Genomic DNA, 17,974 nt, shown 5'->3' on the forward strand with positions numbered 1-17,974 from the left:
TTTAATTACAATGAAAGTTCCTTCAATATTTTTTATTGAGGGAATTTGTGTACCTATAAAAAGACAGATTTATGACTGCATTTTTTAAACAGATAAAAACAACTTACATCTACCACTGGATCATCTGGATCATTCTTATTTTTTTTAAGCTGATCATGGATTATTCTGTTTTCGGGAATCTTTTTCTGATGATGAATATAAAGCTGTTCATTATAGCCATTATATTATTCTATATCAATTATTATCTTGTTCTACCCTTTATCATTCGCCAGAGTCCCAAAAAAATTATTATCATCACCGTTTCCCTGATCGCGGTATATGTAGCACTTATGATTTTTTTCATGCCTCCGATGCCAAAGCATATGCCTATGTCACCTAAGGATTTTCCGAAGAAAGGAAAAATGATTCCTTTTCAGAACGGGATAGGTCTCTACGATATTTTCTTCAGGATCGGGATCTTCTCAATCGTATTTAGCACCCTCCTTTTCTTTTTAGACAAATGGGTAGAAAACGGAAAGAAAATAAAAGCGCTGGAATTTGAAAGGCAGTCCAGTGAGCTTAAAATTCTCAGGGAACAGATCAATCCGCATTTCTTTTTTAATGCCCTGAACAGTATTTATTCGCTATCCATTATTAAATCTCCGGATACACCGAGGGTGATTTTGATTTTATCTGATATTATGCGCTATGTTCTTAATAATAAAAACGGATATAAGAATAATCTGAATGATGAAATTTCCAACATTAAAAAGTATATTGAGATCCAGTCTATCCGTTTCAATAAATTTAACAACATGAATTATGAATTTTATGGTAATTTTGAATATTATGAGATTGAACCTCTTCTGCTTTTAACGTTTGTAGAAAATGCCTTTAAATATGCTGATTTAAAGAAAGGACCCCTTAATCTTAAAATTTATATGGAAAATGGATTATTGGATTTCCGGATCACGAATTTTTATGAGAAGAAAAAACCTGAAGATAGCAATAACAGCAAGATGGGGATAGAAAATACAAAAATGAAACTGAATCTTCTTTATCCCGAAAAATATCAGCTTGATATTGAAGACAATGGCTCTGAATACAGCGTAAATTTAAAACTTCAATTGAATTAAAATGAATTGTATCATAGTAGACGATGAAGAACTTGCTCATCACGTGATTGAAGAATATATATCAAGAATTCCGCTTCTGAATCTGGTAAAAAACTGCTATGACATTCAGGAAACCATTCAGACACTGCAAACGGAAAATGTTGATCTCATTTTTCTTGATATTAATCTCCCGAATATTTCCGGAATAGAATTCTTAAAAAGTTTCAGTAAACTTCCTGACGTCATTATTACCACTGCTTATGACGATTGTGCCGTGCAGGGCTTCGAAATGGATGTTACCGACTATCTGCTGAAACCTTTTTCTTTTGAAAGATTTCTGAAGGCGGTTTATAAAAGCTACAACAAGCTTAATAATTCAAAAATAGTACACGAAAAAAATACACAGGCTTTTTTTAAAGAATCATTTATTTTCGTGCGTTCCAACAATGAAGATGTAAAACTTAATCTAAGCGAGATTACCCGCATCAGCGCACTGAAAGATTATATTATTATTTATACGGAAACCCGGAAACTGATTATCCATCAGACCATGAAATCCATCATCGAGAAGATCAACTCAGAAAATTTCATCAGGGTTCATAATTCTCATATCATTTCGCTTCAGCACATTCAAAGCATCGGAAAAAACAATCTGATGATCGGAAATGAAAGAATTCCCATCAGCGAAAAATACAAAGCATATCTGAATAAAGTCGTGGAAAAATACAAGTAATGACCTAAAATCTCTACTTATAGTGGGGAGACTCTAATAATAAATGGATATCCTTTGAATTCCGTCGCAGAATAAACTCCATTCCATTACTATTTATTTACAACGCTGCTGTGTCATTCTGAATGTGGCAAAGCGGAATGAAGAATCTCTCTGTATTTATTAGCGCAACGTTCGCAAGAGGCATTTACTGTACGCATATTCTTTCGAGCGCAAAGGTACTTCGGCAGGCTCAGCATAAACTATAACGCTCAGCAAATGATAGCAACTATTAAAAAGTTTGGTGGCTTCGGCTCCGCTCAGCCACCAAATACTCATACTCTCATACTCTCAAATCCTCCGACCCTATAAAACACCCACTTTGTCATTCCGGTAGGAATCTCGGCATAGCTTTTAACGTTAGCATGGAAAGATTCGGGCCTACACAATCGAAGTGGTTAAAATGGAGGTCATTGTGCAGGAAGTATTCTTGAACCACCCCGACAAAAATTCTTTGAATTTTCGCCACCCCTCCGGAGGAGTGGAATTTTTAAGTTGTCTATATTATCAACTGCAGCCAGCCATTACAATAGTTGGCTTGGTGTTCTCTTCTAAGTGAAATCGAAGATTCGACGTAGTCAAACGGCTTTGTGAAACTACATATACGCCATACTTTCAAAAAAACTTAGTGAGCTTCGTGTTCAAAAACAGTGTGATATACGGTTTCAGGCCGAGTCCCGAAGGGACGATTTAAATCAGGACAGGATAAAATCCTGTCAACAACAATAATAACAAAATTATTATTAAATCACCCATTCAATGCGGGCCTTCGAGACCCTCAGTCACCGGCATTTTACAACTCTTTGTCGTTACTCAAAAATCCTCAGACCCTAGCACCCTCAGACCCGTCCGCGCCCACTTTATCATTCCGGTAGAATAGTTGGCTTGGTATTCTCTTTTAAGTGAAACGGCTTTGTGAAACTAATAAGCATTATACTTTAAAAAAATCTTAGTGGGCTTGGCGTTCAAAAACAATTAAATATTAGATTTTGCTGTCATTTGCTGAGTTTTAAAGCCTTTGCGAACCAAAAATATACGCAATCATTTCAAATAAAACCTTGCGCTCGTGGCGTTAAAATTAATTTTCCATGATGTAGGAGGATGTGACTTCGAGATCCTCAGTCACCGGCATTTTACAACTCTTTGTCGTTCCGTAGAAACTCTCATACTCAGATACTCTAAAACGCGCGCACGCTCAAATCCTCAAACTCCAAAACCCTTCCACAAAAAAACTCCGGCCAGGACCCAAAACCCAGACCGGAGCGCACACAAAAAAATGATACTAGCCGGCTTTTATGATGAACTGCTCCTTTGCCGGCCGGAAAAGAGCTTCTTTTTGCAATCCGATTGCATGGTACGGTGCAAGCCTCGTGTTAGCACCGAAGCAGGCAGCTTGCTAGCCTCGTAGTAAGACCCTTGCTAGCTACCTAACAATCACATTGCTTGCACCGAAGCAATCCTCTTGTTCTTACGCTACCGTCAGTTGCTTATCCAGGGTAGCAGTACGTGGCTCTTTTAAAGATTGGCTGCCCGAATACTGCGTCAGCACTTCAATAGTATAAGTTCCTGCTGCTAGTTCAGGAATCACTACCATAACCTCCGAAGGATTATTCGTGACAATATCACTTTGCTCTACTTTGGTTCTTTCCTGTGTTGTAGCGTCTACAAAATAGACTCCTACCGAAGCATCATCACCGGTGACTTTAATCTTGCTGCCCACAATTTTCAGGTTTCTGCCCGGAGTAAGAAGGTCATTCACTGAACCGCTCTTCACATCGGTTACCTGTAAGATCACCGCAGAAGCTTCTGCTATACCCAGAATATTGACTTCAATATTCGGGATTTCAGCCCTTAGTTTTTCTCCCTGATTGAACTGGAAGATAATGCTGTGCTTGTCTTTGTTAAAAGTCTCCGACGGACTGTCGAATACCCCTCTGATGGTGGTATTGGCCATGAAGTAACCGGTATTGATGGAATACCCATCACACAATTGATACGCCATCTCTTTTAAGAAAAGCTCTGTGGCATGTTCCATCGCCGAAGCGGATATATCTGCCCCGCCACGATTGGCTGCTGACTGGCAGATCTGCTGTACATTGAGACTGCGTTCGCTTGCAGTACGGGCAGTGAAATCATTAGGATTGTCTTTGGTTAAAACGTTATCATACAGATACGCTTTGATTCTGTGAAGAATTGTTGCCATTTTTTTATATTTTTAATGGTTGTTAAATTTGTTATTAAATCCTCACAGGTTTTGGAAACCTGTGAGGTTTAGAATTTTTATGGGTGGATATAGGTAAGGGTAAGGCTTCCTGAACCATATGTCGTAGTAATAGGAGAGCAGTTCAAGCAAGCGTGTATCTCGGTACTATAAGTATTCTGGGTTAAAGGATTTGAACTATTATTAAAATTAGCACTTTGGCCGTTCAGTAAATGTTGTCCAAAGAAATCTACATAACCATGATTGTATCCTGTTATAGTACAAGATGCTGATCCTGTGGTAATATAATTTCCGTTTAAAGGGATCCATACTGATTTAGGTACAGTACTGGCATAATTAAGACTTGGATCATTAGAAGAATAGCTTTGATATACATTGAAGGAGCCATTACTAGCACTATTTACAGAAGTAATATTAAATGAATAGGAAGCAGTATATGTTACTCCAAATTTGACTGTACATCCAGTTTGAGTGGTAAACGACACCATTCCTTTATCCGTACCAATATAAGTCCCCGAAATCGAATAGGTCAGATTACCTGATGAAGAAATTGGGTTAGTGCTGGTAAGAGTAAATGTTAATCCATTCGATGTATAAGATTCAGCAGGAAGATTTCCTGCACCCATAGTATAAGGGATCGAATAAACAGCACTGTATGTTGTGCCGGTACGCAGACCATTCGTTCCTATTGCAGGGCTTACACTGCTCCATTGTCCGCTTCCACAGACTACATTGGGAGAAACCATTGCTGTTTTAACAGTGCTTAAACTAAGTTTAGTCCATGTTGCTACCAATGTTCCTGAAGAAACCGGAGTTCCTGATAAAGTGTAGGTAACTGTAACCGTTCCTCCTGCAATCAAAGTACTGGAAGATGGACTCACTGAAGCCACCGAAAGTCCTGTAACTCCTGAAAGTGCAAGGTCTGAGGTACTGAAAGCAATAGTAGCGGTACTGAAAGAATTGTTGGTAATGGTAACCGTAAATGTATTGGAAACTGTCATGGCAGTTCCTGCCTTATACGTTCCGTTAAGAGCAGATGATGTTACCACTACTGCTGGGACGGAAGAGTTTGAAAGCTTCTGCCACACACTTCCATCAAAATAATAATATCCTTCTGCGGTAATATTAACTGTTTTAGCACTTGGAGAGCTGGCAGCAGACAAGGCATAAATGATTGCTCCTTTTTGAGCGGTATCATACTGCCCATCGCCTGACTGGATCTGGTCACCGGTCAATCTTGGCGCAATCAATCCTTCTGGTTTGGTGCCATTATTTGTCTTAGCCGTGATATCTAAAGTTGCTTTTGGTGAAGTGTTATTAATCCCCACCTGGCCGAATATTAATTGAGAAAAAACGACCATTCCTAAAAGAAGGGTAGTTGTAATAAATTTTTGCATTGTGTAATTGTATTTATGAATTTTATTTGGTTGATCTCTTTTGTAATAATTCAAGATGTTTAATGTGTTTAGCTTTTAATTATATTGTTTTTATAAACCTCACAGGTTTTGAAAACCTGTAAGGTTTAAGATTATTATATCACGAATTTAAAATCCGGTGATCAGAGTTAGTTAATATAGCTGGCATTGAAACTCATCGACATTATTCCACAGCTTATATTTTGTCCACTAGCTGAACCATTATTAAATGTTCGCTTCATTCGTATGTCAACAGTATGGGTGCCAGCTGATAGAAATTTTACAGAGCTTAAATTAAATTGGGTTTGTGTTCCCCCCGACCCCGATTCTTGTGTGGTTTGAAAAACATTTGTAGCTAATTCGTCAATAAAAAGTCTTGCAGTATAATATGCAGCTCCACTTCCTGTAGGCGCGGAACCATAATCTATCCCCAACATAAAGTTTAGAAATAAAGCCTTTCCTCCCGCTGGAACATTTATAGTCTGGCTGGATGACGAAACTTTAGTCCAATCCAAGTCATTAACATTAAAAGAAGCTGCGACAGTTGCACTTCCATCTAAAAAAGATTCTGAAGTTGTCACACTTGATGCTGTAGGATTGGGAACAGTAATTACATTTCCACTTGAGTCTACTCCTAATGCCTGTCCGGTACCTACCGTTGTAGAAGAATTCAGATTAGTGAATTTTAACCCTGATGTATTGCTTGTTCCTGAATTCACTTCTAACTTAGCAGACGGTGAGCTTGTTCCTATTCCCACATTCCCGGACGATTTAATCACCATACGTGAAGCATAATCAGTTGCATTTCTTGTAAAGAATGAAAGCCCTGCGTAATTGTTGGTAGCATCTCTGTCGATACCTTGTATAGAAGCACCGGAATCACCCAATGGATCTGTCCCCGGAACAAAGTCAATAGAGCCAAAAAGGCTATTGTTTGTATGTATATTATTAAGGACGATATTTTTTGCCGTACCCTGACTACATCCCGAACCACAATTGACGATAGAAAAAGCAGCAATTGGAGTTGTTTGTCCAGCGGGTGATGATACCTGAAGGTAAGATTTCGGAGTAGATGTTCCTATTCCGACTTTGCTACTGGCAGCATCTACATAAAATGTATTATCAATATTTACATTGCCATTATTACTTAAAGCCATTATTTTTTTTACAACTCCACTGGCATTATCTGTTACAGATTCAAAATTAAGATATCCATCTCCTGAACCATCTTTAGAAAGATGCATCTTCATAATTCGATTTCCCGTATTATTATCTTGTGCTTCAAAGTAAATGCCTGGCCCGGAACCTGTACTAGGTCCTGTCAAAACCAGTCCTGGTGTAAGATATGACGTTGTTATAGCAGAAGCTGCATTATTATAGCTTAAATGTAGTGGCGCTTTTGGTGAAGTTGTTCCAATTCCAACATAACCGTTATCCTTGACTATAAAATCTGTTCCTGTTGCTCTTGCCGTGCCATCCGCTTTTGTCCCAATTTTTACCATAGTATTGGCTGTATCATTAGTCCATGAATCATTGGTGGTGTCTCCTGAAGAACTTCCCAAGATCCTCTGCCATATACTGCCATCGAAATAGTAATATCCCGGAGCAGTAATATTGGCAGTAGCCCCTGCGGGAGCCGAATCGGCAGCAGATGCATACACGATGAGTCCCTTCTGGTTTGTTCCATAGACTCCTGCTGCTGTTGCCGTACGGATATCACTACCGGATAATTGCGGGATGATCAATCCTTCAGGTTTGGTTCCGTTTGTTTTGGCAGTGATGTCAAGGGTTGCTTTTGGAGATGTATTATTAATCCCCACCTGAGCGAATGCTGTCATACTGAAGAGCAGAACAGCTGTTGTAATTAATTGTTTCATTGTTTTGTATTTATGAGTTTGTTTATGTTTTGATGACTTAGTCAGCGTTTATTTGAACACGAAGTACACTAAGTTTTTTTATTATATGATATGCTTTTTAGTTTCACAAAGGCGTTTCACTTATAGGAGCTCGCAGAGCTGGCACTAATGGCCTGGGCTTCGACAGGCTCAGTCTGACACTGTGAACACTAAGTGCACTAAGATTTTTTATTATATGATATGCTTTTTAGTTTCACAAAGGCGTTTCACTTATAGGAGCTCGCAGAGCTGGCACTAATGGCCTGGGCTTCGACAGGCTCAGTCTGACACTGTGAACACTAAGTGCACTAAGATTTTTTATTATATGATGTGCTTTTAGTTTCACAAAGACGTTGCACTTATAGGAGCTCGCAGAGTTTCGTCACTTCGAGTAGATTTTGAAAAAATCATATCGAGAAGTTTGTGAGTTTGAGAATAAATTTCATTCTCTATACATTTTTTCTTCACCTTGTTACGAAAAAACACTCGAATTGACGAGTCCAATACCAAAAATTTAGTTTCGCAAAGGCGTTGCACTTATAAGAGCTTGCTGAGTTTATCGTCACTTCGAGTAGATTTTGAAGAAATCGTATCGAGAAGTTTGTGAGTTTGAGGATAAATGTCATTCTCGATATATTTTTTCTTCACCTTGTTACGAAAAAACACTCGAATTGACGAAACACGAATGCCACTAATGGTTGAACACTAATTTCACAAATATTATGTGGAATTCTTTGCTGAGATGCCTACGGGATGACAAACAGAGTGGATAATCTCCTTTGCTAAAGCATTTGTTTTTATTAGCGTTCAACAATTTATGTCATTTGTGAAATTAGTGTTCACAATGTCAGACTGAGCCTGTCGAAGTCCGTGTTATCGGTGTTTAAGGTTAGGTGGAGGACGACCGAAATGATTGATGCTAATGCGTATAATTTGAAAAGGAGGAGAAGTAATATGAATATCTTTTTCTTGATCCCTTCTTGCGCTTATCAATAGAAAAAAGGAAGATGGTATTATTTTATGCTGAAGCTTTACCGGAGAAGAAGTTCCGATAAAAGCTATTGAAGATGAATTAAAAAGAAGTCCAAAGGTATGTTTGCCTGTTGGACAGCTTTTATAAAACAAATTATCCGTTGGAATATTTATGGACTTCTTATGGGAAACTTTGGAACAAGATGTTTTGATCAAAACCCTAGACCACTTCTTAAAAGATGCTTTTCTCAGGTTTTGACTGGAAATATATACTGGAGATTCTGCATACAAATACGAGTCTTCGGATACAAAGACTACAGAATCGGATTGTAAAAAGGTTTGAGCGCTTAACAATGATGATACTAAGACCACCAAAAAGCACAACAATACCACGCTTTTGCGTGTGAGGGAGAGGGCTCTAGAGGGAAATATCATTTGTAGTCTCATGTTTTGTAAGAAAGTAGTCTATCGTAGACTACTTTTTTACATACAAGGCTCAACATTGCAAAACTTCTTAAAAACAGGTGTAAAACGGGGTGTAAAATTCCGGCTGTTTTGCTCCAAGTTTTTCTTTAAAGACTTCATGATGAACAAAACTAAGGAATTAGAAAACAATTTGTTGTGTTTGGAAGTAAAAAGAATTTGTTTACATTTGTAGCTGAGAAAAGTAGTCTACGATAGACTACTTTTTTTGTGATGTTCTACCGTCCCTCAGGAAAGCCCATCAATAAAGAGTTTCAGAAAAAAAGGACTTGTTTACCAAAATAAGTTCAATAGTCTCCTGCAAATTTTAGTAAGCCGCCAGAGTACAACATTTTTTAATTGATGACCATTCTTTCAGACCAGTTCAATGTTTCAGGAAGTTCCCGGTCTGAAAACTCAATATGAATCACTCTTCTTTTCTTCCCATTTGTTGTACGGTTGGAGCCATGCAGAATCAAAGGCTTCATAATCATGATTCCTCCTTTATCTACGTTGCAGATTTCTTCAGTTTCTACTGACCAGTCGATGGTTTCCGGTCTGTAAATTCCTTTAGCATGAGATGTAGGCACTACTTTTAAAGCGCCGTTGTTTTCATCCGTATCATCCAGATGAATTCTGATGGTATAAATATTTTCAAGAATCTCTAATGGCGGCTGAACGGCAAACTGATTCTGTTTCGTAGTCCATGGGCCAAAACCGGGAAGCTCGGCTTTTCTGTCAACGGATATGGTAAGATCCTGATGATAAGCCACGTACCAGTTTGACTTTTCAGGTTTATCGAAATAAATACTTTTCACCACGAAATAATCACTCCCGAAAATATCTTTGACAATGCTTTTAATATTCTCATTAAAGATTAAATCCTTCACCTCAGGAACTTCTTTCAGAAACTGTCGAATGGCAAAAAGATCTTCTGATTTCCTGAAGGTTTCTTTGGAAGGGTCTATATGTTGAATAACCTCACTTATCTTTTCTATCTCATGATTGGAAAAGATATTGTTGATAACGGTAAATCCTTTTTCTTTTAATAAACTTTTGTGATTTTGTATATTATTCATTACTTACGTTTTATTATCTCTGTGATTATCATTCATACTTCCCTTCATTTCTTTCAGAATGTAGATGTAATACTTTCCTCACCCTAAATCCCTCTCCTCGGGAGAGGGATTTAGGGTGAGGAAAAAATAAATGGTCAACAATGAATATTACCATTCACTATTTACCATTCACCAGCAAAGCTGAAATTTATATTTTACAGATTTCCTCCATGATTGTCAAGCTGCCCTTCCCATTTGGAAACCGCTGAAGTAGCGAGTGCATTTCCGAGAACATTGGTCATACTTCTTCCCATATCGCAGAAATGGTCGATCGGCAAGATTAAAGCGATTCCTTCCGGCGGGATACCAAACATGGAACATGTGGCGACAATAATTACCAGGGAAGCCCGTGGTACTCCGGCAATCCCTTTTGAAGTGAGCATTAAAACCAGAAGCATGGTAATCTGCTGTCCGATGGTCATTTCAATTCCGTAGATCTGTGCAATGAAAATGGATGCAAACGTCATGTACATCATACTTCCGTCCAGGTTAAAGGAATATCCCAACGGTAAAATGAATGATACTACCCGATTATTACACCCAAATCTTTCCAGTTCTTCCACCAGTTTAGGAAAAACAGCTTCGGAACTTGTGGTTGAAAAGGCGATAAGCAATGGCTCTTTAATTCTTCTTAATAATTCAAAAAGACGGTTGCCGATGATTAAATATCCTACCAAGAGAAGAACCAGCCACAGGATTCCTAAAGCAAAGAAGAAATCCCTGAGGTAAATGGCATACACTTTAAAAATTTCAAAACCATTGGTTGCCACTACTGCAGCAATAGCTCCCAAAACGCCCAATGGTGCAAACCACATGATATATCCTACCATTTTCAGGATTCCGTGTGCAATGATATCAAACAGTTTCACGACAGGCTGTGCATATTCATCACCCAGATTGGCCAATGCAATCCCAAACATAATAGAAAAGACTACGATCTGCAGCACTTCATTGGTGGCAAAAGCTTCAAAAACACTTTTAGGGATAACATGTTTTACAAAGTCTTCCATTGAGAAACCTTTACTGCTTTTCAGCAGTTCCTCCGCTGAAGCCGCATCCTGAATCGGTAATTTGGTAACATGTCCCGGTTCCAGCCAGTTTACTAAAATCAACCCGATAAAAAGAGACACCAAAGAGGCAGAGATAAACCACAACATTGCCTTTGTACCTACCCTTCCGATCATTTTAATATCACTCATCTTAGCGATTCCTACCACTAAAGTCGTAAAAACCAGCGGAGCAATAATCATTTGTACCAGCCGGATAAAAACAGTTCCCAGGAGCTTTATATTTTTGGAAAAAGGTTCTGCACTTTCGGGATACTGCACGTGTACAAATCCACCAATTCCCACACCCAAAATAAGGGCAATGATAATGGCTATAAATAATTTATTCTGTCCTTTCATATGAATAATTCAAGTTTGGCAAATATAATATTTTTACAATTGCTTCCAAGCCCACATTCCGCAGATTAGCTTTAATAAATTATTTCCGTAACAATTAATTTCACCGGCGCCTGATTTGCTCGATACACCGAATATTTAATAAAATTGAACCCTGTTTTTATCTTTTGGTATAAATTTTATTATTACATTTAGGCATAATAACAAATCAAAATATACTACTATGAAAAAATCAATCGCAATGGCTGCAATGGCTGTAGCTATATCTTTCGGATCAGTTTCCTGTAAAAAGAAAGTTTCTGATGCTGATCTTCAAACCCAGGCTACTACGGTAGTAACTGCTAATCCCGGAGCTTCCGTGGAAATAAAGGACGGTGTTGCTCACCTGAGCGGTACTTTTGAAACCCAGGAGGAAAAAGATGCTATGATCAAACAGCTTAAAGCTATTAACGGTATTAAAGATGTTCACGATATGGCTACTGTGGCTCCTGCTGCTGCTGCAACAGCTCCGGTAGAAACACAATCTGCCGTAGATCCTGCCGTACAACAGAAGGTAAAAGATGCCGTAAAAGATATCCCGGGAGTGAAAGTAGAAGTCATCAATGGAGAGCTGACTCTTACAGGAAATGTTTCTTCTTCTGATGCAAGAAAAGTTAAAGAATCCGTAGATGCTTTAAAAGTTGGAAAAGTAAATTATAATTACACTGTTAAATAAAAAGTCATGAGCACATTACAAGATAAATATTCAGGGGTGGTTTCTGCCGCTCAGTCTGCAGGAATTTCTGACCTTAAGGTTCAGGAACAGGACGGAATTCTTTATGTTTCGGGAAGCGCTTCAAATACTGCAGCAAAAGATGCTGTCTGGAATGCTCTGGGAACGATTGATTCTACCTATTCTGCTTCAGACATTAATATTGATGTACAGGTTTCAGGTCTTGCGGCAGGTACGGCGCTTACGGTAGCTACGGATGACTCTAATCTGAACATCAGACAGGAACCTTCTACAGATGCCGCAATTATCGGCAAAGCAACCAAAGGTTCTTCTATCACTTTAATCGAGCAAACTTCCGATGACTGGTGGAAAGTAAAAACTTCCGACGGACACGAAGGGTATGCCTATTCAAGATACCTGAGAGCTTAAACCTATTTTACTCATAAAAATTTATAGACATCCCTTTTGACAGGGATGTTTGTGTTTTTATTATAATATTAACAGGTTATTAGATATTACAACCTAAAGATTAACTCTATTTAACTCTATATCGCGTGAATTAGATGACTTTTTTTTATACTTTTGCAGCTCTAATAATCATTGTTGCATGAAGAAAATAGCACTACTGCTGATCCTGACCCTTAACTTTGTGATTCTTAACGCTCAAAAAATAAATATTGACGGTAAGATCATCAACTTCGAAAAGAAAGGGATTGAAAACGCTACTGTTTATCTCCTTAAAGAAAAAGATTCATCCATCATCAACTATACTGCCACCAACCGTGAAGGCAGATTTTCCCTTAAAGCGGACGAGCTCAACGAACCCAGCATTTTAAAGGTAGACGCAGATAAAATGATTTCTTTTTCTAAACATCTGGAAAAAATAGAAAAGTCATTTTCTCTTGGCGACATTGAACTGGAAAAAAACACGGTGACCAATATTGAGGAAGTTAAGCTTACCGCCTCACCCGTCAAGATAAAAAAAGATACGATTGAGTTTAATGCTTCTTCTATAAAAGTACGCCCCGACAGTAAAGTTGAGGAACTTCTGAAGCAGATTCCCGGTGTGCAAATAGATAACGACGGAAAAATCACCATCAACGGTAAAGAAGTCGACCAGATTACCATCAACGGAAAACCATTCTTTGATAAAACCGGCAAAATAGCGCTGCAAAACCTTCCGGCGGATATCATTAAAAATATTCAGTTCACCACCACAAAAACGAAAGAAGAAGAGCTGAGCGGAAAAGCATCAAAATCCAACAACGCTACGATCAATTTCAATATCGATGAGAAAAAAAATAAAGGACTTATTTCAAGACTCACGGTGGGCTACGGTTCCGACGAAAGATATGAAGGCAGCGGATTGCTAAGCTATTTTAAAAACGACACTAAGATCAGCATACTGGCCGCTTCAAATAATATCAATTCCCAGGGATTCTCCAGTGATGAAGTGTTTGACAGCATGGGGCGCGGAAGGAATTCATGGCTGATGCAGGGCGGGTCTGTGGTTACCAGCGGAGGAAGCGTATATTATACACAGGGCGGAAACAACACAAAAGGCATACAGAAATCTACCACTATCGGGGTTAATTACAGTGATAAATTCGGAAAAGATACCGATCTGGATAATGTAAGTTTAATCCATATCAATAATAATCTCGAAACAAGATCTAAAGTATCCAGAACAACACTGCTTCCCGATTATACTTTAAAAACCAACTCTGAAAGCAATGGCAAAAATGAATCGGGCCAATATAATTTTGATCTTTCAGCAAGAATCCGTTTAGATTCTTTAACGAGTATTTACTTTTCTCCTTCTTTCTCAAGAAATGAGCTGCACAACTTCAGTACATCAAGCTCACGCACCCTGAAGGATAACGATTTGCTGAATACAAGTGACAATTATACCAAAACCGACTCAGAGAATAATTCATTTAATCCTAATATTTATTTTTCAAAGAAATTCAGAAAAAAAGGAAGAGAAATGCATGCTAACCTGAACAGCAGCATCTCTCAAAATAAAGAAAACGGACTGAACAGGTCTGAAAACATTTTCTATACACAGCCTCAGTCTTTTGATAACAGAAACCAGTTTGCCGTAAAGAAAAATCAGAACAGCAACTACCGGTTCAGTATGGGGTATTCTGAACCTGTAACAGATTCTGTGAATGTGAGCCTGGGAATCAGCTACAATTCAGCCAATACGAGAAATATAAGGGATGTAAATGATTTCAATGCTGCCACCCAACAATACTCCGACTACAACGATATATTGTCGAACAGCATGAATCAGAAGATTGATCAGATATCGCCTGAATTATCTTTTGAAATCAATAAAAAGAAAATAAGCGCGTGGGGATCTGTGAATGTAGATTTCTCAAACATGGATCTGAATTCCAGTTTCACGAATCAGAATTATAATTTGGAGAAAAACTTTGTCCTTCCCGGCTACAACGTGGGACTGAATTACGAGTTTTCCCAGAATAAAAGATTAAACCTGTATCATTATTCGGATTTTAGCATTCCAACTGCGGATCAGCTGACGCCTTACCGTGACATTTCGAATCCGCTGATTGTTTTCCAGGGAAATCCTGATCTGAAAAATACATGGCGCAATAGCACTTATCTTTATTTCAATAACTTCAACATGGTAAAGAATATCAGTTATTACCTGAATATTGGCTTTACCTATAAGAACAATGATATCATCAATTATTCTTCATTCGACGAAAGCGGAAGACAGCTGATAACGTATGCCAATATCAGCGGGAATAAAAACTTCAACCTGGGAGGAGGTTTCAGTAAAACATTTAAATGGAAAGAAAATAAACTGACGATTAATCCGAGATTGAACACCAATTATAATTTCAATAAAGGATTCGTCAACGGCGAGGAATTTACCAGCAGCTCCTACAGTATCAATCCGGGACTGAATTTAACCTACGAGATTAAAGAAAAGCTTACGATAAAACCTTCCTACAGCTTAGGATATAATTTTTCTAAGTATAAAAACTACAGCATAGACGATGTACATACAAGCAATCAGACGCTTAAGCTGGAACTTACCAATTATATTTTCAAAAGCAGGCTCATTCTAGGAAACGATATGGAGTACAACACCAACACCAATATTGCCCCCGGATTCAAGAGAGATTTTTATTTCTGGAATACAAGTGTAGGGTATTCATTCTTTAACAAACAGTTGACAGCGAAGGTGAAGGTGTACGATGTACTGAATCAAAACCAAAGTGTAAGAAGAATTATATCCAATACCTATTTTGAAGATCGCGACGATCTCATTCTAAAACGCTATGTGATGTTCTCACTAACCATGAAACTCAATAAATTCGCAGGTAAGAAAACACAAAACAAGTAAATTAAAATTATTTACACTGCGGGCATCCCCTTTTCGGGGATGTTTTTTTTATGTCAGCATATGACTGTAAAAAATGTAAGTACGGTTTAATTAACAACAAACCTGTGTTTAAACTAATATTAAATGTAACCACAAAAGTCGCAAAAGAAAAGTTTAAAAAGTTTTATGAGCCAATCGAAGCTTTCAAAAGAATAAAAATCAAAGATTTTTAAAAACTATTGTTAACTTTTCTTTTTATAAAAATCGCTTAAGATATAAAGTTCTAATCTTTTGGAACTTTTGTGGTTAAATAAACAAAGCTATAAAGCACTGAAATATAACAAATTGTACTTGATTGCCTCTTCGGAGTGGTTGATCGCCTCTTCGGACTAGTTGATTGTTTCTTCGGAGTGGTTGATTGCTTCTTCGGACCGATTGATTACTTCTCCGGACCAATTGATCGCCTATTCGAAATGCTTGAAGGCTTCATCGAAGTGGTTGATGGTCTCAACTGAATGCCTGAATGCTGCTTCTAACAGGTTGAAGCAGCCCTTTTCAGAATTTCACTTGAACAGACAGTAATTAAAATCATTTATGATTAAATTAGCTGCAAATTTTATGTAATGAAGATTCATTTTTCCATTCTGTTGGTTTTCCTTTTTGTTTTTGGGAATTCACAGGATAAACAACAGCCCGATACTTTTGTAAAAGATAATTTCATTAAAAAGGAAATGTACATTCCCATGCGTGATGGGGTGAAGCTTTTCACATCGGTTTATATCCCGAAAGATATTTCCAATAAAAACAAATATCCGTTTCTGATGCAGAGAACCTGCTACAGCATTGCTCCGTACGGTGAAAACGAATACAGAACAAAGCTCGGACCCAATCAATATCTAATGAAAGACAAATATATTTTTGTGTTTCAGGATGTTCGGGGAAGATATATGAGCGAGGGAACTTTTACCAATATGACCCCGCAGGTTGATCGAAAAACCAAAAAAGATGTTGATGAAAGCACAGACACTTACGATACCATCGAATGGCTTCTTAAGAATATCAAAGATAACAACGGAAAAGTAGGACAATACGGCACCTCCTACCCCGGCTTTTATACTGCTGTAGGGATTTTGGCGCAGCATCCTGCATTAGTAGCCTCTTCACCACAAGCACCAATATCGGATTTCTGGAATGACGATTTTCTTCACAACGGAAGATTTATGTTAGCTTACTTCAGAACTTTTCCTGTTTTTGGAGTTCAGAAAACAAAACCGGAAAATAAAGCCTGGTACACAGATACGATGATTAAACCCACTTCTGAAGACGGCCTGAAATTCTACCGCGACATGGGAACTCTAAAGGATGGCTACGAAAAATATTATAAGGATAATTTCTTCATGACAGAAATTATGAACCACACCAATTACGATGAATTCTGGCAAAAAAGAAGCCTGCTGCCTCACCTTAAAAATGTAAATCATGCGGTAATGACTGTCGGAGGCTGGTTTGATGCTGAAGATCTTTCCGGGCCTTTAAATATTTATAAAACCATCGAAAAAACAAGCCCGAAAGCTAAAAATACCATCGTCATGGGACCTTTCTCACACGGAGCCTGGGCTTATGAGCAGGGAAAACATTTTCACAACCAGATCTATTTCGGAGACAGCATTGCTACGTATTATCAGAAAAATATCGAGACGAAATTCTTTAATCATTATTTAAAAGGAAATACGAAGCAGGATGCCGGTTTACCGGAAGCTTTGATGTATGATACCGGTGCCAAACAATGGAGAGAATTTGCTACCTATCCGCCAAAAGAAGCAAAAAAAGTAAACTTTTATTTATCCGGAGGAACGTTAAAAAATTCATCAGGACAGGGATTCTCAGAATATTACAGCGACCCGAATAATCCGGTTTTAAGCTCTGATAATCTGAAGGATTTTAACGGTTTCACACCCAAAAATTATATGTCGGAAGATCAAAGATTCGCAGAAGGAAGACCCGATGTACTGACGTTCACAACGGATGTTTTAGCAGATGATATTACTTTTGCGGGTGAAATTATGGCTAAATTAAATATTGCGTCCACTTCCACCGATGCAGATTTTGCCGTAAAATTAATTGATATTTATCCTGAAGATTTCAAGCCAGCTGAAAAGAAAGACGGCGTGATCTACGGAAATTATCACCAGATGGTAAGAAGCGAGATTATGCCTGCAAGATTCAGAAATTCCAGAGAAAAAGCTGAGGCTCTGGTTCCGAACCAAAAAACAGCTGTGAATTTCAGATTGCAGGATGTTGTTCATACTTTTAAAAAGGGACATAAAATTCAGATTCAGATTTCATCGACATGGTTCCCGCTGTTTGCCATCAATCCACAGAAATTTATGGATAATCCGAATTTTGCAACAAAAGAAGATTATACAAAAGCTTTTATCAGAATTTTTGACGACAGCGCGATTGAAGTTGAAGTTCTTAAATAAAATTATTAGCCGAATAAGGCTCTGCAAGCGAACTCTGAACTCATATTCAGATCATCAGACTTGTAGGCTTTA

At 38.1% G+C, this 17,974-nt stretch carries 11 protein-coding genes; 6 read left to right on the forward strand and 5 right to left on the reverse strand.

Translation table 11 applies throughout. The annotated features are described in order from the left end of the window. Positions 1 to 71: 71 nt before the first annotated feature. Together ACWNCI_RS10525 and ACWNCI_RS10530 are read left to right on the forward strand one after the other, a co-directional pair. Complete coding sequence (locus ACWNCI_RS10525; protein WP_449388270.1) at positions 72 to 1,115, forward strand: sensor histidine kinase; 1,044 nt, start codon at positions 72 to 74, stop codon at positions 1,113 to 1,115. 1 nt (position 1,116) lies between these two features. Then, on the forward strand, positions 1,117 to 1,827 hold the full coding sequence (locus ACWNCI_RS10530; protein ID WP_346984358.1) for a LytR/AlgR family response regulator transcription factor: 711 nt from the start codon (positions 1,117 to 1,119) through the stop codon (positions 1,825 to 1,827). A 1,504-nt stretch (positions 1,828 to 3,331) separates the two neighbouring features. Here the strand turns inward: ACWNCI_RS10530 and ACWNCI_RS10535 are convergent. The 5 genes from ACWNCI_RS10535 to ACWNCI_RS10555 form a co-directional block, all read right to left on the reverse strand. Then, a complete protein-coding gene (locus tag ACWNCI_RS10535) occupies positions 3,332 to 4,066 on the reverse strand; it encodes a DNA-binding domain-containing protein (RefSeq protein WP_449388271.1) in 735 nt (244 codons plus the stop codon). Between the two features lie 77 nt (positions 4,067 to 4,143). Further along, the gene (locus ACWNCI_RS10540) at positions 4,144 to 5,481 is read right to left on the reverse strand and encodes a hypothetical protein (RefSeq protein ID WP_449388272.1); all 1,338 of its coding nucleotides are present in this window, start codon (positions 5,479 to 5,481) and stop codon (positions 4,144 to 4,146) included. Between the two features lie 167 nt (positions 5,482 to 5,648). Next, entirely contained in the window at positions 5,649 to 7,376 is a 1,728-nt protein-coding gene (locus tag ACWNCI_RS10545; protein ID WP_449388273.1) for a hypothetical protein, read from the reverse strand. 1,808 nt (positions 7,377 to 9,184) lie between these two features. After that, on the reverse strand, positions 9,185 to 9,907 hold the full coding sequence (locus ACWNCI_RS10550; protein ID WP_449388274.1) for a phytanoyl-CoA dioxygenase family protein: 723 nt from the start codon (positions 9,905 to 9,907) through the stop codon (positions 9,185 to 9,187). Between the two features lie 194 nt (positions 9,908 to 10,101). After that, positions 10,102 to 11,352, reverse strand: a complete 1,251-nt coding sequence (locus tag ACWNCI_RS10555; RefSeq protein ID WP_449388275.1) for a dicarboxylate/amino acid:cation symporter — start codon at positions 11,350 to 11,352, stop codon at positions 10,102 to 10,104. Between the two features lie 220 nt (positions 11,353 to 11,572). Here ACWNCI_RS10555 and ACWNCI_RS10560 point away from each other — a divergent pair, with 220 nt between their 5' ends. From ACWNCI_RS10560 to ACWNCI_RS10575, 4 genes are all read left to right on the forward strand, one after another. Beyond that, on the forward strand, positions 11,573 to 12,064 hold the full coding sequence (locus ACWNCI_RS10560; RefSeq protein WP_449388276.1) for a BON domain-containing protein: 492 nt from the start codon (positions 11,573 to 11,575) through the stop codon (positions 12,062 to 12,064). Positions 12,065 to 12,070: 6 nt separating this feature from the next. Further along, on the forward strand, positions 12,071 to 12,490 hold the full coding sequence (locus tag ACWNCI_RS10565; protein WP_449388277.1) for an SH3 domain-containing protein: 420 nt from the start codon (positions 12,071 to 12,073) through the stop codon (positions 12,488 to 12,490). Positions 12,491 to 12,668: 178 nt separating this feature from the next. Continuing rightward, a complete protein-coding gene (locus tag ACWNCI_RS10570) occupies positions 12,669 to 15,440 on the forward strand; it encodes an outer membrane beta-barrel protein (protein ID WP_449388278.1) in 2,772 nt (923 codons plus the stop codon). Between the two features lie 602 nt (positions 15,441 to 16,042). Next, the gene (locus tag ACWNCI_RS10575; protein WP_449388279.1) at positions 16,043 to 17,902 is read left to right on the forward strand and encodes a CocE/NonD family hydrolase; all 1,860 of its coding nucleotides are present in this window, start codon (positions 16,043 to 16,045) and stop codon (positions 17,900 to 17,902) included. Positions 17,903 to 17,974 lie beyond the last annotated feature (72 nt).

This window comes from Chryseobacterium lineare (genome assembly GCF_977014045.1).